General features: G+C 36.4%; 16 protein-coding genes. 1 reads left to right on the top strand and 15 read right to left on the bottom strand.

Features of this window, described 5'->3' with window-relative positions:
* The coding region (locus VNJ50_RS05290) for a hypothetical protein (RefSeq protein ID WP_325579744.1) at window positions 1-205 on the top strand (205 nt) is incomplete at its 5' end.
* Window positions 206-480: 275 nt separating this feature from the next.
* On the opposite strand, the gene VNJ50_RS05285 is transcribed toward VNJ50_RS05290, so the two are convergent.
* The 15 genes from VNJ50_RS05285 to VNJ50_RS05215 all read right to left on the bottom strand — a co-directional run.
* Window positions 481-714, bottom strand: a complete 234-nt coding sequence (locus tag VNJ50_RS05285) for a hypothetical protein (protein WP_325579742.1) — start codon at window positions 712-714, stop codon at window positions 481-483.
* A gap of 1 nt (window position 715) precedes the next feature.
* Window positions 716-1,261 carry a DUF420 domain-containing protein gene (locus VNJ50_RS05280; RefSeq protein WP_325579740.1) on the bottom strand — a complete coding sequence of 182 codons (546 nt, stop codon included), beginning with the start codon at window positions 1,259-1,261 and terminating at the stop codon, window positions 716-718.
* Window positions 1,262-1,264: 3 nt separating this feature from the next.
* A complete protein-coding gene (locus tag VNJ50_RS05275) occupies window positions 1,265-2,023 on the bottom strand; it encodes an SCO family protein (protein WP_325579738.1) in 759 nt (252 codons plus the stop codon).
* Complete coding sequence (locus VNJ50_RS05270; RefSeq protein ID WP_325579736.1) at window positions 2,007-2,720, bottom strand: hypothetical protein; 714 nt, start codon at window positions 2,718-2,720, stop codon at window positions 2,007-2,009. The genes VNJ50_RS05275 and VNJ50_RS05270 overlap by 17 nt, the downstream gene beginning before the upstream one ends.
* A gap of 161 nt (window positions 2,721-2,881) precedes the next feature.
* Window positions 2,882-3,265, bottom strand: a complete 384-nt coding sequence (locus VNJ50_RS05265; protein WP_325579734.1) for a cytochrome C oxidase subunit IV family protein — start codon at window positions 3,263-3,265, stop codon at window positions 2,882-2,884.
* A gap of 22 nt (window positions 3,266-3,287) precedes the next feature.
* Window positions 3,288-4,268: a cytochrome c oxidase subunit 3 gene (locus tag VNJ50_RS05260; RefSeq protein WP_325579732.1), complete on the bottom strand. Its 981-nt coding sequence runs from the start codon at window positions 4,266-4,268 to the stop codon at window positions 3,288-3,290.
* Between the two features lie 144 nt (window positions 4,269-4,412).
* The gene (locus tag VNJ50_RS05255; protein ID WP_325579730.1) at window positions 4,413-4,994 is read right to left on the bottom strand and encodes a cytochrome c oxidase subunit 3; all 582 of its coding nucleotides are present in this window, start codon (window positions 4,992-4,994) and stop codon (window positions 4,413-4,415) included.
* A gap of 1 nt (window position 4,995) precedes the next feature.
* A complete protein-coding gene (gene cyoE / locus VNJ50_RS05250) occupies window positions 4,996-5,889 on the bottom strand; it encodes a heme o synthase (protein ID WP_325579728.1) in 894 nt (297 codons plus the stop codon).
* 266 nt (window positions 5,890-6,155) lie between these two features.
* Complete coding sequence (locus VNJ50_RS05245) at window positions 6,156-8,267, bottom strand: gliding motility protein RemB (RefSeq protein WP_325579726.1); 2,112 nt, start codon at window positions 8,265-8,267, stop codon at window positions 6,156-6,158.
* A 165-nt stretch (window positions 8,268-8,432) separates the two neighbouring features.
* On the bottom strand, window positions 8,433-9,161 hold the full coding sequence (locus VNJ50_RS05240; protein ID WP_325579724.1) for an energy transducer TonB: 729 nt from the start codon (window positions 9,159-9,161) through the stop codon (window positions 8,433-8,435).
* A 66-nt stretch (window positions 9,162-9,227) separates the two neighbouring features.
* Window positions 9,228-9,524 (bottom strand): VanZ family protein, encoded by a 297-nt coding sequence (locus VNJ50_RS05235; protein WP_325579722.1) that lies wholly within the window; start codon window positions 9,522-9,524, stop codon window positions 9,228-9,230.
* 58 nt (window positions 9,525-9,582) lie between these two features.
* Complete coding sequence (gcvH, locus tag VNJ50_RS05230; protein ID WP_325579720.1) at window positions 9,583-9,963, bottom strand: glycine cleavage system protein GcvH; 381 nt, start codon at window positions 9,961-9,963, stop codon at window positions 9,583-9,585.
* Window positions 9,964-10,022: 59 nt separating this feature from the next.
* Window positions 10,023-17,213 carry a cell surface protein SprA gene (sprA, locus tag VNJ50_RS05225; protein ID WP_414652867.1) on the bottom strand — a complete coding sequence of 2,397 codons (7,191 nt, stop codon included), beginning with the start codon at window positions 17,211-17,213 and terminating at the stop codon, window positions 10,023-10,025.
* A gap of 7 nt (window positions 17,214-17,220) precedes the next feature.
* Entirely contained in the window at window positions 17,221-17,802 is a 582-nt protein-coding gene (gene ruvA, locus VNJ50_RS05220) for a Holliday junction branch migration protein RuvA (RefSeq protein WP_325579719.1), read from the bottom strand.
* A gap of 44 nt (window positions 17,803-17,846) precedes the next feature.
* Window positions 17,847-19,722: phosphate acyltransferase (locus VNJ50_RS05215; protein ID WP_325579717.1), on the bottom strand; the 1,876-nt coding region annotated here is incomplete at its 5' end.

Genomic DNA, 19,722 nt, shown 5'->3' with positions numbered 1-19,722 from the left:
TTTCAACATATTTTCAACCGGACATATCATTAGTGCAACAAGAACCCTACAACATTATCTAAATTCAATTTGTATTAATGTCCTTAGAGAATTGAAAATTGATACCAATAAATTTACTGCGGTAGTTGGGAAATATTTTCGTTTAAGCGTTAATAAGAATATTATCCAATATATTATTGGATGGATTCACCCAAAATGGATATAAATTCAATCATCTACACTTGCCAAAACTTGAAGGTTTCTTAATAAAAACCAACTCGCCGTCTGTTACTTCAAGATTAATCCTTTTTTTAAATGCCATGAATTGTTTCCAATACAATAGGATTTATCCAAATCTTGTGTTTGCATCATACTGAGACACTTTATATTACAATGTTACACAATTCAACGATCTAATTATATTAACAAACTGTTAAGGCGTAGCGTTGAAAACGTATAATATAGACGACAAAAGTAACTGAATGTTACAATGGAATTTATTTATGAATCTGCTTTTACTTTCTCCTTTTTTGAAAACTTCATATAAATAGCAAGTCCGATACCAGCAATTAGCACATAAGGAATTACCATTAAGTATACAATACCATCATTAACACCTTTGGCTGTAGATTGTCCTTCCTCACTTTCCAAAACAGCACGGCACATGGCACATTGAGCATTGGTAGCGACAAAAGTGAACAAAGAGAAGAGTATAAAAAAGATCTTGCGTTTCATTTTAGACGTAATAAGGTGAAATCATAATATAAATAATTACTCCAGATATGGCAACATACAACCAAATTGGAAATGCGATTCTCGCAATTTTTTTATGACGTTCAAAATTATTGGTAATCGCACGAACATAAGTAATCAGTACGAAAGGAATAATAACAATTGATAGTAAGATATGTGAAATTAAAATGAAAAAATACACAGTTCTAATAGCGCCTTCACCACCATAAGGCGTAGAATCACTGGTCATGTGATAAGCCACGTACATCACCAAAAATGCTACTGAACATCCAATAGCGGTAGTCATCAAAGTTTTGTGAAGCTTTATGTTTTTGCTTTTAATAGCCAAAAGTGCGCCCACCAAAAGCAAAGCTGTCAACCCATTTATACTGGCATAAATAGGCGGTAAAAAAGATAATGGCTCAACATCAAAACCTAATTTGCGTAAATTGACGCCAAACAAACCTGCTACTACTAATGGGATAATAATAGAAAGTACAACAATCCATTTATTGTATTTTTTTTCAGCAGCTCTATTAACGGTATCCATATTTTATTCTTTCAATAATTTAGCAATATCTTCTTTTAACATGCTAATTTGTTCCTCCATCCCTTCTTCATCCACTTTTTCTTCTTCAGAAATAATGCCATTATAATAAATGATTGGACTACCTTGGCTATCGGATCTTGATCGGATAAAACCATTTTTATCAATGAGTGCGAAATTTCCCGAATGCTCAAATCCGCCATCCGCATTTTCATCTTTGGCTGTGTAAAGGTAAAAGCCGTCGTTGGCCAGTTTATAGATAGCATCTTCATTACCGGTCATTAAATGCCAATTGTCATGCGTTATACCATGCGCACTTGCATAAGCTTTGAGTACTTCTGGCGTATCAATATCTGGTGTAATTGAAAATGAAGCAATACCAAAATTCTTCTCGTTTGAAAATGAATTTTGGATGGACAGCATATTGGCATTCATTTTTGGACAAATGGATGGGCAGGTCGTAAAGAAAAACTCTAAAACATAAACTTTGCCTTCATAATCTTTATTGCTAATGGTTTTTCCATCCTGATCAATAAAACTGAATTCGGGTACTTTTTTTCGTACGCCATTAAGCTCAATAAAATGTAAATCTGAAAGATTTCCAGGTCGTTTTTTAGGATTCAGATTAATGTCTTCACTTCTACTTTCATCTCTTACGACATCTTTGTTAGTAATTCTGTCAATTATTATTGGAACAAAGTAAATTCCAAATAACAGAACAATAAATGAAATGCCAACATAGGAGTAATTAGTTTTCTTGCTCATCAGTTATTCCTTTTAAATCATTAGCGCGCCTTGTAGACGAATCAAAAGTTCCCTTTCGTTTTTCTCTATACTCTGTAAACAAGACACGAATATCTTCACTCATTTTATTTTTTATGATAGCTACTTGTACGGCATCATATGACGTTAAATCGTAAGAAGGGGCATTGAGTTCCACTTCTCTTTCTGTTCTATCATCCAAACGTCCTCGTTGGTTAAGATCGGCATCAACAATAAACACACTTGAGGTTGATAAATTATCATCCAACTCAGTATAGCTATTTAGACTCTTATATAATTGTAATGTAGCATCATCTTCCAAGAACACAAAATGCCAATATTTTAAATCTTCATGCGAATCTATTTCTCTTTTTAATGCCTCCAGATCATCCTTTGATTCAGGAGAAAGAACCACAATAATTTGAAACCTTTTAAAACCCTTAAACTTGGTATAGATCAATTCCTTTAGGTTGGACGCTGCCATCGCTCTTTCTAAAGGTTTTTTACCTAAAAAAGCGACTATACTAATATGATCTTTTAATTGATAATCGCTAACCGTATTAATATCCTGTACATTTTCTTTTACCACATCAAGTGCTACATAATTATGCTTTGCAGGTAGTAATAGCAATAAAAAAGCTACAGGAAGGAAAAACAGTATGCCTAAAATGGTATAGCGTTTAACAAGTTTTATATTCATTTAAGGTAGTTTTTCATAATTGACAAGTGTAAAACAATATCTATTTTATCACTAAAAGTGTACTAAAAACACAATAGGGCAAAAATAAAAAAGACGGTTCAAATAACCGCCTCTTTATGTATGTTTAACACTAAAACGAATGGTTTTAGTGGAAGTGTCTTTTAAAAATTCATTTTTACAAATCCAGTACTGAAAACATGCTCAATATATTCACCTTCTTTTAATAAAATAAAGGTTAAATAAGAAATTAAAACCACTCCAGTCCAAACAACCATACGTCTCAAACTTGCAGTTTCATCTCTCATGTGCATAAAATCCCAAGTAATATAATAGGCCTTTACGATCGTCAGGATGATAAATATCCAGTTAAGAGCTTTCATTCCTAAAACTTGACCCATCAGCACTTCGGGTTTATAAATCCCTAAAAGAACTTCAATAGCTGTAACTATAGCCAAAAAGATTAATACTCCCCAAATTTTTTGGGTATTGGATTTAAACTTAAGCGTTCCTCTGAATATTGCTAAATTTTGTGTTTCTGCTGCCATATTAAATAAGTTATCTATAAAATTATACTAAGTAGAAGAATGTAAATACAAACACCCACACTAAGTCTACGAAATGCCAGTACAAACCAACTTTCTCAACCATTTCATAACTGCCTCTTCGCTCATAAGTACCAAGGAGAACATTAAAGAAAACGATAATATTAAGCATCACCCCAATCGATACGTGGAATCCGTGGAAACCTGTAATAAAGAAGAAATAGTTAGCAAATAATGGTGAGCCATATTCATTCTGAATAAGGTTGGCACCTTCAACAATATTTTTGCCCTTAGATTCTAGTTCCAGTAGGGACTCACTTCGAGATAAAATGGTTTTATGGTGACCGCCTTCTACGGTATAAGTGGTTCTGACCAAAAGCTCAGGATTAGCTTTAAAGCCATCTATAACTTCTTCTAAAGTATAACTTGGAAGTTCTTTTTCTGAGGTAAACCAAATACCATCTTTAGCAGCGTGATAGGAACGTTCTGTTGGCTGTGAGACAGCAATGTCTTTTAATGCCACTCGATTTCCTTCAGCATCCACAAAATGTAAGATATTACCAGCATGTGTTCCAACTGCACCGTAATCTCCTTTAATAAAGGTGGACCATTCCCAAGCTTGAGAACTCAAAAATATTAAACCTCCCAATACTGTTAAAAACATGTACAAAGTGGTTTTTGCCTTGTCCATCTTATGTCCGGCATCAACGGCCAATACCATAGTTACGGAAGACATAATTAAGATAAAGGTCATGAATGCCACGAAAATCATCGGGTAATTACCATGTACAAAAGGTACGTGTGTAAACACATCATCGGCAATTGGCCAAGAATCGGCAAATTTAAATCGTGAGAATCCATAAGCGGCTAAGAACCCTGTAAAGGTCAAAGAGTCGGACGTGAGGAAAAACCACATCATCATTTTGCCGTAACTTGCTTTTAATGGTTCAATACCTCCACCCCAACGCTTATTTTCTTCACTAGTGTTCGCGACAGTCGTATCCATATGTAGTGATCAGTTTTTAGTTTTAAAGTTGCACAAAAATAATCATTTTATTCATCTAAAGAAACATCCACATTAAATTTTGAGATGCCCTAAATGCTGTTTGATGCTGTTGATACTTAATTTGAATATCTTGAATAGCTCTAATTAGCCGACAAAGTATAAAAATAAAAAGAGATATACCCACAGTATATCAATAAAATGCCAAAATGTTGCTGCAAGTTCGAACCCAGTTCTTTCTTCAGCATTATACTTTTGTTTAAAATGATTATAAATTACGACAAGAATACAAACCAGTCCAGCGATAACGTGAACAATATGTACCATCGCAATCAAATAAATATAAGACATGGTCACATTACTGGTAGGCCCAGTAAAGTTATAACCCATGGCAATGATTTCATTAAAGCCTAAAAACTGATTTGTAATAAATGCAACGCCCAAAGCAAACGTAACGAGCAACCATACCATGGTTTGTTGCCTTTGGTTATTTTTTAGCGCTTTATGGGCCATCATGAAAGTCAAACTACTTATAATAACCACAATAGTACTGATGATAAAGGCGTTTGGCAACTGAAAATCGTTGAGCCAATCTTCTCTTGTACTACTTACCACAAATGCACTGGTCCACCCAGCAAAAGACATGATTAGTGAAATGATCCCAAACCAGAGCATCATCTTTTTTGCTCTATTATGTTTTTCCTGAAAGGTACCTTGTGTAAAATCCATATTAACTTATAAATTTATCGGCAACATAAACAATCTGTAACAAGGTAATATAAATCACACTAGCGTACATCAACTGTTTGGCTGCTTTCTCTGTTCTTTTTTTGAATAATTGCAATGCGTAATAAACCATCACCGCCCCAAGTGCAAACACGATGATTGCTGCGACTACAGATAATTTTAAATCACCTGTAATACCAAGTACTGGCACTACAGAAACAATAACGGTCCACACTGAATAAATAATAACTTGCGTTGCAGTGCCTTTATCACGATTGCCCGTTGGCAACATAAAAAATCCACCTTTTTTATAATCGTCAAACAAAAACCATCCGATAGCCCAAAAATGTGGAAATTGCCAAAAAAACTGAATTGCAAACAATGTTCCGGGCTCTATTCCAAAGGCATTCCGCGCTGCTACCCAACCTAACATAAATGGAATTGCGCCAGGAATTGCACCAGCAAAAACCGATAAAGGAGTTTTTGTTTTTAAAGGTGTATAAATACTAGTATATAAAAAAATTGAAATGGCACCGTATATTGCCGTACGTGGATTAATAAAATAAAGTGTGGCAATCCCTAGTATTGTAAAAACAACAGCCATTGCAAATGCAGAGTTCACGGAAATTCGACCTGCAGGAATCGGTCTGTTTTTGGTACGATCCATCAAGGCATCCAAGTCGCGCTCAATAATCTGATTGTACATATTAGAAGCCCCAACCATAAAATAACCGCCAAAAGCCAATAATACCACAATGCTCCATTCAATGGTTTCAGCTCCCAAAAGGTATCCAGCCACAGCAGAAAACACCACACTCACTGATAGTCTCATCTTGGTTATTTCCTTAAAATCAGAAATAATCGAGACGCTTGATAAAGAAGAATTTATTGTCGTCAATTGGTCTTAAATTTTCGCTTTTAATTGCGAGTGCGAAGATACTTTGAAAATTAGTTTTGAGCAATTCAAATAATGAAAATTAACTTTTCAAATCAGTTTTCAATTTTTAAAAATTTAAAAATGTGTACTTGTCTCAGTTAGCATTTCTACCAATAAGGCTTTCAAAAACAAAAATGTCCCATAGTGTATTAATGCTTCCCTGACAAAATTCATCAAAAAACCGCATGTTTTTTACTTAAGACTCCTGCTTACGCAGAGATTGTTTTCTAATTATCAAAATACCAGTTGAACAAATCTGTTTTTACTCCCAGATTAAACCAAGTAGTACTATTATTAAATGTAGTTGCAGTATTGGCTTCTGGATTAAAATCTCTAAAACTGATATTTGCAAAAATCTTTAAATGACTCACCGGATTAATAATATAGCCTGCTTGTAGTTCGGCATTGAATGTTTTGGTTTTATTTCCTTGTCCAATTTTGACGTTGGCATCAAAAGGACGTTCGTTATAATTTCTGTAAACATCACCTCCGTAACTAAAATTATCTGTTCCATCATTAAAATCCAAACCTCGGGTGCCAAAAATAAATTTGGCATCGGCAAACCATCGTTCATAATTATAACGTCCTATAACAATGAATTCTTTGAAATTTGCTCCCCATAAATGTGCCATGGGCTGATTGCTATGTGCATAATTATTGACAATGGTATTATGGGAATATACATACGGCCGCACTTGGTTATACTCTACTTGCAGCATTAAATTATCTATTTTAAATGCATCGTAATACTTAGCGCCCAATTGATAGCCGAATTTATTTTTCCAGCTTTTATTGCCTGCCTTAACATCGGTCAAAGAGAATTCGTCCAAAATAAACTGTCCATACAAGTTTACTTTATTGTTCCATTTATATTTTGCAGAAGCACCAACAATAGCATTTCCAGAACCTTGTCCCGACTCAAACTCAATGGCTCTGTAAAAGATAATTGGATTGAGATAATTGATATCAAATCCTCGACCGTTAGTATCTGTCCACATAACCGATTCAAAAAGACCTATATTTAGGCGTTTAGACACATTCCAGCTCAAATAATGGTTAGCCATGTATTTGGTCAAAAACGCCTTATCTTCTATAACAGCATCTCGTACGTCCCTGAGCCACATCCAAGTATTGGTATACTTTATTTTCCAGAACTTCGTGTTTAACTTCAAAAATGTATGCGGACTCGCCACATCACTTTGAAAAAGAGAACGATAGCCGTCTCCTATGAAATTTTTGCCATGACCAAATTGGATATTAACAAACTTGGCGGGTGCATACGATAAATACGCATCGGCCACTGGATAATCATAAGCATCTTTCTTAAAGCGTTTGGCAATGCCACGCCCAGGAATAATTGCTGGATCCGGGCCAAAAGCCTTTAAAGTTTCGGCGTAGTGGTTATAATATTGTGCAAATCGTCCCTGGCTTTCAAAAACAGAAGCTGAAAAGCTAAATTTCTTACCCAATCCTCCTTGAATATAAACGCCGCGAGTATTATTAAAGGTCGAATTGAAATCGGCATCTGAATCTTTGCCGACTTGCAAATCGAGAACAGGATCAATGGTAAACCAATAATCTTCACCTTGCAGTTGCACCAAGTGTTCATCCCACAGTTTTCTGCCGAACCAACCTTCTGCACCTTTTGAAAGTGACGCCTTTTCAGCTTGAAAATCATAATAGGAGGCCACTTCCTCAAAAACAAATGGCTTTGCCGCTGTATGACTGTTAGTGCCCAAGCCATTCATATGGGCATCAAAACGGGAATAATACCCATGTGTAAACGGAATATTTAATTGGCTACTATATTCAAGTCCCTGATATTTACTAATATTATTGGTAATACTATCAAACTCATTGGAAACAATAGCGTTGAGATGGATCGCTTTTTTTATACTTTTTTGCTCTTCCAAATCGACTGAGTGCACAACTAAATCATTTATCAAAGGAATTTTGATACTATAAGAATACTGATAAAAAGTAGGTTGCCCGTTATAGGTTCCAGGTTTAATTTTTGGCAAATCTTCGAATACACGTTTTACTTCATCTTTAAGCACATCGTAAACAGCATCAATATAAATAACACCAATATGACCTTCTTTATCAACTTCAAATAATACTTTTACATCTCCTTTATAATTATCATTTTTAACATCTTGAGGGATAACAAGATTTTCAAAAACATAAGTGTTCAACTTCGTGTTAAAGCAGACTTTTAAATTATCAACCACCTCATCTTCACACCCGATAAAAACTGGTGGTTTTTCATACGAATCAATGTTCTGTGAAAAACTAAGGAGTTGAAAACTAATGAATATTATTATAAATAGCTTCTGCATAGATGGTTTTTAACCTTTAAGATAAAGGTGGAAAGATACTATTTTTTTCAAAAAAAGGACACTAAATATTATGCGATCAAAATGCAATTAACAGGAAGCATTATTTTAAGAAATAAAAAACCCAATGCAATGTGCATTGGGTTTTTTATATATAATATTTGAATACTAGTCTTGTACTTGGAACAAAATAGGCAATGAATAAGGTACTGTTACCGCTTTCCCACGTTGTTTACCAGGCTCCATCTTTGGAAGCAAACCAATAACACGTTGTGCTTCTTTTTCTAAACCAGGATGTGGTGCTCTTGCTTGAACATTCGTAATATTACCTGATTTGTCAATTTTAAAAACGACACTAATACGCTGTCTTCCAGAAAGACCTAACTCAGATGCTAATTCTGTATTAAATCTTTTATTTACGAACTGACTGATCTTATCAGACATACACTGTTTTTTAGCTTCGTTTGTACGCTCTTTCTCACAGCCTGGAAATACCGGTACGTTTTCAATAACGTGAAACGGAATTTCCTCCTCCTCTACTGGAGCATCAACCACAACAACATCTTCTACTTTGGCAATAACTTCTTCCTGATTAGTTTCAGTAGATTCAATAACAGTTTCTTCAACTTCTTTGTCATCCTCAACTACCTCTATCTGCTCTGGAGCTGCTGGTGGCGGTGGCGGTGGTGGCGGTGGAGTCTGCAACTGTTCTGTAATTGGAATTTCTTCTTCCAATTCAGCATCAACGTTTAAAATGCCTATATCAATGGCAGCCTTATCATAAGTCTTGTAATTGATGGCCAAGTTGGTCAACAATAACACTAAGGCTAGACCAACAGAGAAATAGATAGAACTATTTCTACCAACGTCGGCCTTTACATTCTTTTTTGGTTCCATATGCTTTGAGTGTTTTTAAGGAATGCTAAAATAACCAATAATTTGTTAAAAAAGCAAGTGAATAAATTATTTTAACTTTAACTTTCTGTATATAATTATAAAAAGTACTGCAATAACCGCACCAAAAGCATTTGCTAGAGCATCATAAATATCATACTGTCTGCCAGTTGTGAGGTATTTCTGTAGTAATTCAATTAAAAACCCATAGGATACGGCTATAATAAATGCATAAAACAATGCAGAACGAACCTGTAGCGACTTTAAATAATTAAAAACCAATAGCATAAAAATAAAATAAGCTCCAAAATGTCCGATCTTATCATCAAAAGAAGTGCCTAAAGGAGGAATCTTACCAATTGACATCAAACTTAATACTAAAAGTACTAGAGCATAAACTATTAATAATACTAAGGGCCAACGTTTATGCACCTATCAGCTCTTTATAAGCATCGGCAGAAAGTAAACCTTCAATTTGGGAAGCGTCAGAAATTTTTATTTTAATCATCCAACCTTCACCATAAGGATCTGTATTTACTTTTTCAGGCTCATCTTCAAGGATGGTGTTGAACTCTATAATTTCTCCAGAGAGTGGTAAAAACAAATCAGAAACTGTTTTTACGGCCTCAACGGTTCCAAAAATCTCATCGGCATCTAATGTCTCGTCAAGTGTTTCAACTTCAACATAAACGATATCTCCTAATTCTCCCTGTGCAAAATCTGTAATACCTACAGTTGCAACATCACCATCAATGCTAATCCATTCATGGTCCTTTGTGTACTTTAATTGTGCTGGAATGTTCATTTTTTTTAATAAATTTTATAGTGAAACAAATGTACTTTTTTAAAATCCTTTAATCAAAATTAATTACCGAAATTATACCTTAAGGTAATTCCGGATCTAATTGTTGTTTGAGGAAATGCGGTAGAAATGGCATAGTCAGAAAATGTGTAGTCAAAATAGAAAATACCGGTAAGGTTTTTACTAAATGCGTAATCTGCCGAATACTTAATGCCCCAGATAGTTTGTCCAGAAGTAACTTGATTGTCATCCAAATCGAGATATCTAATGATGGTTTTATTATCGCGCAATGAGATATCTGCTTTCATGTTCAAATCGGCTACAATAGTTTGTTGTGGTCCGGCCATTTTAGACCGAATCCTGACATCCTTGATACGATAACCCAATCCTAAAACATATTCGTAGCCATTTATTTCGGTAAGCAAATTATTGTCAAAACTTAAAGATAGAATTCTATCCTTTTTAACTTCGGCCAAAATCTTTACTGAACTCTTGGTTTCAAAATCCAACTTTATCAACGGACTAAAGTGTTCTTCCAGGTTAATATTGCTAAATATCGTTTGATTTTTAAAGTTTCCACCTTGATCGAGTGCTTGCGGATTTGCACCATCGTAGTCTAAATTGGTTCGGAATTGATTGATCGTATAACCCGAACGGTAGCCATGGGAAACAGAAAAACGTTTGAATTTGTCCTTAAACCAATTTAAACGCATCAAACCGGTATATTTTAACGTCCAGTTAGGAATTGGAATATCTCGAAAGGCGCTCATCGATACTTTATCCGGATTGGAGCCTTGATAAGCCGATAAAAAAGCCGGCAGCAAAACTGCTTGATTGTTTTTTCCAAAACCAACCGGATAGCCATCCGCATCAAGAGGATAAGTATCTGAACCATAAAAATTGCGCGCCAGACGTTTGGACACAATTAATCGGTTGGCTCTAAAATCTTCAAACGCCTCTGATCTAACTTCATCACTCTTTCCAAAAGCTGTTTTAATAAGTGATGTAGAAATACTGAAATTACCAAATGAATTTCTAATCAAGGCATTATACGTGTCACTAAGTCCGTCACCGTTAGTATCCAAGGCATTATAATTTTCATTTAGGTTTTCAGAATACATTCTGTTGCCTATCAAATCAATTTTTAAATCTTTTATAACTTCAATATTAGCCGAAACATCCAGCGTTCGGTTGGTCACTTCGGTATATTGCTGATTAAAATCGGGATAAACGCTCAGCCAACCATTTCTAGCTGCTAAATCTCGAATATCACTTTGGCTGCCAAATGTGTAACCTAAGGTTGGTTTAAGCGTTCCTATAAATCCTGGAGTCTGTAAATATCCTGGCAAGAATGTTCCGTTGTTTTCACTATAATTAATTTGCACGCGTTTTACCATCGTAGCAAGGTCCACAAAGGTATTGAACACTTTTGTACCTACTGATGTGCCATCAACATTAGTCCTATTTTGCGGTGATGCATTACCATTACTTCCCGTTTGTCTTGGCTGTCCTGTTGCGCGGCCTTGTGTTCGTCTTCTACTATCTTTTCTGGTCAATCCCACATATCTATAAAGCGTTTCCATATTGAACGTAGAATTGATATTGTGTGTATTGGCATTTTGTATGGAATTCCCAAGATTATAATGGTTGGTTATGCCTGTGGTTTCATCCAGAATAGGCATGTTGGTATTCAAATCCGAACCTTTTTGCCATTGGAAATCGCCTGTGTACGAATAAGTCGCTTTTAAGAAACTGAACGTCGGAATCTTATATAACGGAAGTTCATAATTGAGCTGCAACTGCTGGTTTTGGATATTAGGATCGCCCAACTCAAAGAAACCGTCCCAAATATCAAGATTAGGATCTTGTTTTCCGTTAATTATATCATCAATAAAATAATTACGCACAATATTGGTATTGTTGGCCATAAAATTCAAGTTCATAGACTTTGAAATCTTATAGTTAATGGCATACTGAAAATCGAATCTATAATTTCTTCTGAATAATTCTTCCAAACCAATATTATTCCCACCCAATTCTACTTCCCTAAATTTTTGTTTATTGAATTGACGTAAAATATCAGAATTTATGGTAAAGCTATTTGGCAATAAATTAAAATTGAAATCTTTAAGAATTTTCGCATATCTGCTTTTAAATATAGAATCGTTTTTAGCAAACGGCTCGATAGTTATCGGCTGAAAATTATAGGCATAATTGACGCCGGTCCTTAGATTTTGATCCAAAGCATTTTCAATTTCAAAATCCCGATGCTCTACCTTATTGTAAGAGTAATTGAACGTTAGATTTTCAACATCATAAAAACGCGGTTTTCCATCGCCGGTACGTTGTTTTCTAACACCAATAAAATTAATACTTTTACGCTTGGTATAATCCTCAGATTGCTTCAAAATCTGATCTTTCTCATCTGATGAACTTGCAGCTTCCAATCGTGAGTCGAGCGTCAAATCGTTATAAAACTGATCATATTTAGGCGTTACCATTTCTTCGCTTTGTGCATAATTAAATGGTAATTGAACGCCCCATTTTTTTGGCAATAATTGTCCAAGATTAATATTGGTCACAACATCATACTGCATGATATCTTCACGGCTGCGCTCATTTGGGCGTTGCTCAATACTTCCAAAACCAACGGTGCTTTGTCTTCCTGTAGCACTGATATCGGCAAAATCGGCAATATTAGAATCCATGCTCAATATGGCAGCCCAACCGCCTTCATTGTCCAAATCAGAAAGTCGTAACTCATTAAACCATACTTTTCCACATAAATTGGTGGCTGTGGTATTATTTTTCACACCAACCATAAGCACTCTAATATCTCCAAAATTGGGATTTCCTTTGATGCCGACTCTAGTTTCTCCAACTTCAAAATTATCTCCGGATTGCAAGAGTTCTGGTCCTGAAGATGTGACATTATAAAACGTTGGATCTTGATTGGCCAACGTACCATCACTAATCCCTAACGCTTTTATTTTTTGTAAAATATCCAGGTTGATATTGATTTCGTTTTCAGAAGGCCAAACCTGATCTCTTCCTACTCCAGAAACGACATTTAATGGCACTTGAATTTCGTAAAAGTTTTGGGTAAAATCATTTCCCATTCTGATAAAACCGATCATTTCGCCAGGATTTAATGTACGTCCTTCAGAAGCTTCGGCATGCATAAACATTTTCAGCTTTTTATACTGACGCATGTCTACACTAATATTCTTATAAACCCCTCGAGAATCGTCACCTTCCAACTCACAAACCTCAACAACTAAGGATTGTTCGTTTTGTCTAATGATATTATTGTTACTGTTGATTTTCTCCAATTCCACACCTGGAGGCAATACATAATTTCCTTCATTTTCTTGCAAACCGATGACCCCAACACTAAAAGATGCATCAGTACTGTTGTTGTTTGGGTTGCTATCCAAATCCAGGGTATATCGACGCCAATCACTACGTACCAAATCTAATGTTGCAAAACGCATAACGGTGGTTTGCGAAAACTCCTTAAGATACATTCTTGCAAACCGTATGGATCGGATATCAGAAATACCACCGATCGTCCTTGTCGATTTATCAATCGGAATTCTAAACTGATACCATCTCACATCACGATTATCGCCATTTGGCAAAGTGATATTCCTGGTTTTAACGTCGTTGATCAAAGCGTTATTAGGATTGTCCAAACTGCCGCGCGTGATATCAATTTCATATTCAAAATAACTATCAATGGTATTCATGGTGTTATCTCGGTTAATATCTTCTACATCGGGCTGGGTTGTAGAACCCCTATTGGTATCAGAAAACGCATCTGGCGAATTTCCTTCAGAGCCATTGTAACGTTTATAGCGATCAAAAATATCACCTTCGGCCTGAAGGAAATACGTGTAATTATCATTGGATGGATCCGGACCAAATTGAGATCCAAAACGCGCTATTTCTTGAGCATCGTTATACCCATCATAACCGACATCTTGATTGGCGCGATCACTTCCTAAACTCGAAAAAGCATAAATTAATGATTGGTTACGCGGCACTATTGAACCAAAATCGGTAACTGGCAAACCAGAAATATCGCCATTGTCCGGAAGGCCATTTTCATATTGTTTTTTCCCGTCCTTAATAATATCTTCTGAAATATTACCAAGGTTAATAAGCAGTTTCCCACCCGGATTTGAGGTGTTGTCCAAAAATGGATCCTGAAGCCAAAACTCTATATACTCAACATTGGCTTGTTCAAAATCGGTACTGGTAATAGCGCGCGTAATTCCCGCCCAACTTTGTTGCGGTTGGGTTAATGTATTTGGATAATTGATGTTTTGGGTCTGAAAATTGTAAGGCCCACGCTCTGATGGATAATAGACCAAATCCAAAGTTGGAATAATAGTACTCTGACCTTGAACCAAGTCTCGTTGCGGGAAAATTTCATCTATAAACACACGTCTGGTGTACAAATTTGACAAATCATTATCGGTAATTCCTTTTGGTCGTTGCACACTATAAAAAATGGGATCAATAGTGTACCAATTCAAATGTGCTCTATTAAAACCGTTCTGAATTCCTATTTGATCTTCATTGGCACCAATTCCCAAGCCTTTTGGTCGGCTGGATAAAAACCAAGATTGTGGTGACAATAGGTCAATACTTCCTTGCGACCCTTCAAAATCATCTACATAAGCTGTCGTTTCTCCTTGAAAATCGGTGCCTTTTGGTGCTCCAGGAAGTAGGTAGGCAAACTCGCCTCTTACCGAAAGATTGGAAGGTACGTCGGTATCAATATTAGGCAACTTATTGGCCAATCTTGTTAAAAATGGTACTTCTGTGGAATAGTTACCATTAAAACCAAAAATGGTATTGTTGATAGATTCCGTATCATAATTGGCCTTTTGGGTAATAGGACGCTCGTTCAAATTTAAAAACGTGGCCCCCAAAACAAACTTCTCATTGAACTGATGCTCGACATTTAAACCTGTAAATCGTTTGGTTTGCTGACCGAAAACCGCATTATTTTCAACCGATACGTTGATTGGCGTGTTAGATGCTTTTAGTGCTTGGTCCAAAATTTCGACACGTCCCAACTGATAATTCACAGTATAATCAACGCCCTCTACTAAAACCCGTCCACCAGCAGTCACTTTCACAGAACCACGTGGTACGTTGAATGCACCTATGGAAATCCCATCACCGCCAGTCGATTTGTAACGTCCTTTGAGTTGAAACTTATTTTTATCTGATTGCTCCAATGCCGCCGTTTTGGTGCCCTTATAAAGAATATCATAAACGTATTTTTCCTGATTAGGGTTGGCATAAACAGCATCGTTATAATCTGAAGGATAAGCAGGATCAGCTAATACATCAAATAAATACTTCCCAAAAGGCTCTACTTTTGTAAATATGATCTTTCCATTTTGGGTTAAAACGGTAATCCCTGGAACAAAATCAAAAAAACCATCGCCATTGAGTTGTGGATCATTATTATAATTCAATCGGTCTAAATGAAACAGTCGGATTAATGGCGTTTCAGTTATGGGCGTGTCATCTGTCGGATCTGGTGTGTTATTATCATACAATGGAAAAGTGGTGCCTTCAACAGGTTTGATATAATTTAAAGGCGACGCTTCCGTATAAAAAATATTCAGTTTAAAATCTTCCTGACTGAGTTGGTAAGCGCCAGAATCATATATATTTTTCATCATCAAATCCCAAATTGGCTGATTTACATTGGTGATGGCACTTTTCAGCATCTTTAAGATAAGATTGTTATTATTGATCACAGTATTTCCGGAAATAGGATCCATAGATGTTCCGGTAGCTTCAATGCCATCATTGGCAAATTCCCCAACCTGATACACATTGCTTCCCACCGTATATTGAAAAGCAACGGCCAGAACTTCGTCATTTTGCAAACGTTGGTTCAATGAAATGTAACCCAGTTGTGGTTGGAGAGTATAATCATAACCTTCCGTCAATTTTCTTGCATTCTCAAGTTTCCCAAAATCAAAACCTTCATTGGCCGGAATATTGATCCCTTGTTCAACACGCGTAATATCTCGAACAGAACTATTAAGATTAGAGCCCGCACCACCAATATTAGTTGGATCAAAACCGTTGTTTTTATTATTAGGAAGCGATCCCGGAACCAAAATATTAACGCTAGAACCTACACGTTGTGACTCTCCCAAATCTTGAAAAGCGACAATATTTCGCACATTATCGGTTTGATTACTTTTATTTGTAATCCATACTTCAACACGCGTTATCTGAACATTACTGTTGATATGCGGATAACGCTGAAGTGCAATATCATAGCGTTCCCTGAAATATTGTGCTAAGAAAAAGTGTCGGTTTTCATCATAATCGCGTGCATAAAATGAAAACTCATCCAACGTACCGCCACCTTGCGCGATTACTGAACGAGATTGTGATTTTTGCTCAGAAAAAACAGCAGTTACCCTGGTTTTTCCAAATTGCAATTCGGTTTTGACACCAAACAAACTTTGTGCGCCTGTAATTAATGAACTGTTGAGGGGCATACTCACATTCCCAACTTCAATTTTTCTTACAATATCATCTTCAGTTGGTGTGTATTCCAACTTAATGAGGTTTTGAAAATCGAAGGTGGATTGCGTATCATAATTGGCGGTAACCTGAAGTCGGGTCCCCACTTTTCCCAATAAACTCAGGCTGATACGCTGATCAAAATCGAAGGTAAAGTTGCTTCGGTTACGCGGTGAAAATGATGGATTATCTTGTTTTGTAAATAAAACGCCCAAATCCATTTCTACCGAACCTTGCGGAATAACCTCAATGGTATTTCCTCCAAAAACAGTTTCAAAAAACCCAGAATTCACATAAAACTCAGGAAGTAGGTTTTTCTGTTGACCTTCTGTTCCCTCCTTTTTGCCTTCGGCAATATCTATTTTTTGTTTGTAATAACTTTTAAGGTTTTGCTCTAACATTAACTTCTGAAATTCTTTTGGTGTAAGAATTAGTGGATAGTTAATATTGAATTTTCCAACGGTTTCTGTATATATATAACGATCTGTAACAGGATCATAGGTGTATTTTGAAATAATACTATTGGGATTTGGCATTTTGATGGTGCCAAATGAATGTCCTGTTTTAGTAGAATCCTGAGGCACTGGCAACTCTTGTGAAAATCCAGAATACCCCAAAAAAAAGACCAGGCTAAAGAACCATAAACATTTTAGAGATAAGGATAAGCTAGGGTTTCTTGTACTCAAAATCTAGTTATAAATTTTTTAAAGCTTCTTTTATTATGACTTCTACGCTTGCTTCCGGCTGATTGGCCACCACTTTATCAACAACACGCTCCGCCTGTTTTCTTGCAAATCCAAGGACTTCCAAAGCAGATAACGCTTCATCTTTGTGGGTATTGTTACTACCTGCGGAAAGTTCGTCCAAATCATACACTTTTAGCACTTTATCCTTCAAATCTAAAATTACTCGTGCTGCTGTTTTAGCTCCAATGCCTTTAACAGATTGAATCAATGCCGCATCACCTCGTGCAATCCCTTCACGAACTTGTTTTGGTGTTAATGACGATAACATAGTCCGTGCAATACTTGGTCCTACGCCACTTACAGAAATTAGCAGTTTAAAAATTTCACGCTCTGCCAAAGATGAAAACCCAAATAATGAATGAGAATCTTCCTTGATTTGCAAGTAGGTATATAATTTCAAATATTCCGTATCGGGAATTTGAGAATAGGTATGCAATGAAATATTAAGGAAATAGCCTACACCGTTACAATCTATGACGACATTAGTTAAATTTTTTTCTACAAGTTTTCCTTGAATATGTGTAATCATGTATAGCTTAGGTTAAAGTCTCAAATGTAATAAAATTATTTTCATTACGATGCAGGTCCATTTTCTCCAGTATTTCTGATATCTTGTTCTCTTTTCTCCTTTTGTTGAGCATCAATTACAGCAATAGCCGTCATATTCACAATTTCATCAACACTGGCATCCAATTGCAAAATATGGACAGGTTTTCTCATCCCCATCATTATCGGTCCTATTGATTCTGCTTTATTGAGCTCTTTTAATAATTTATATGTAATGTTTGCTGCATCCAACGTTGGAAAAATAAGTGTGTTTACATTTTTACCTACTAATTTTGAAAATGGAAAATTCTCACGCAGCATTTCTTGATTAAGTGCAAAATCTGTTTGCAATTCGCCATCAACCAATAAATTAGGACTCGTTTCGTGCAATATCTTAACAGCTTCGGTCACTTTTGAAGCCTTTGGACTTGTTGAGGATCCAAAGTTGGCAAAAGAAATCATCGCCATAACTGGTTCCATTCCAAACATTCTAACGGTTCTTGCCGTCATTTGGGCAATAGTCGCCAAATCTTTGGCAGGCGGATCAATATTGATTGACGTATCACTCAAAAACATAGGGCCACGTCGTGTCATCATCAAGTTGGTCGTTGCTATTCGAGTAGCACCTTTAGCCAATCCAATAAGTTCTAACATCGGTTTCACAACAGATGGATAACTTCGTGAATACCCTGAAATCAAAGCATCAGCATCGCCTTCATTGACCATCATGGCGGCAAAATAATTACGCTCTCTCATCAACTTTTGGGCAGAATAAAAAGTAACGCCTTTACGTTTGCGCTGCGACCAATACACTTCTGCATATCTATTGCGACGCTCATCTTCTCCATTTACACTAGGGTCAATAATTTCAATATTGGCATCAAATTCAATTTCGGCCATCAACCTTAAAATAGTTTCTCTTCGTCCCAATAAAATCGGAATAGCGATGCCCTCATCATACGCTATCTGCGCTGCTTTTACTACATCCAAATGATCGGCTTCTGCATAAACCACACGTTTAGGGTTCATTTTTGCACGATTGGTCAATAGTCTGATAATTTTATTGTCAGAACCCAACCGCTCTAATAGCTGATCACCATATTTAACCCAATCAGTAATCGGTTCTTTAGCAACACCACTCTCCATAGCCGCTTTAGCAACCGCTGGAGGAACTTCTGCAATCAAACGAGGATCAAAAGGTTTTGGAATAATATAATCACGTCCAAAGGTCAATCGCGTTTCACCATAAGCAATATTAACCTGCTCTGGAACGGGCTGTTTCGCCAAATTAGCAAGTGCTTTGACCGCTGCCATTTTCATGGCTTCGTTAATTTTAGTTGCTCTTACATCTAACGCACCTCTAAAAATAAATGGAAACCCAAGCACGTTATTGACCTGATTAGGATGGTCGGAACGCCCTGTAGCCATAATCACATCATTACGTGTATCAATGGCCAATTGGTATTCAATTTCAGGATCGGGATTGGCCATAGCAAAAACGATAGGATTATCTGCCATAGACAAAAGCATTTCAGGAGAAAGAATATTTGCTGTAGATAAACCAATAAATACATCGGCATTTTTCATGGCATCCTCCAAAGTGTCCATTTGACGATCTGTAGCAAATTCAGCTTTTTCTGGGGACAAATTCGGACGATCCATTCTAATAACTCCCTTACTGTCACACATCACTATATTTTCACGTTTCGCGCCAAATGCTTGGTATAGTCGTGTACATGAAATAGCAGCAGCTCCTGCGCCGCTAATCACAATTTGAGCTTCGTCTATATTCTTATTAGCAATTTCCAAGGCGTTCAATAGCGCTGCCGCAGAAATGATGGCTGTACCATGTTGATCGTCGTGCATCACCGGAATATCCAGTTCTTCCTTTAAACGCCGTTCA

The sequence above is a fragment of the Gelidibacter sp. genome (assembly GCF_035577925.1).
Classification (GTDB): Bacteria; Bacteroidota; Bacteroidia; order Flavobacteriales; family Flavobacteriaceae; genus Gelidibacter.
This window is presented reverse-complemented; position numbering and strand designations above follow the sequence as displayed.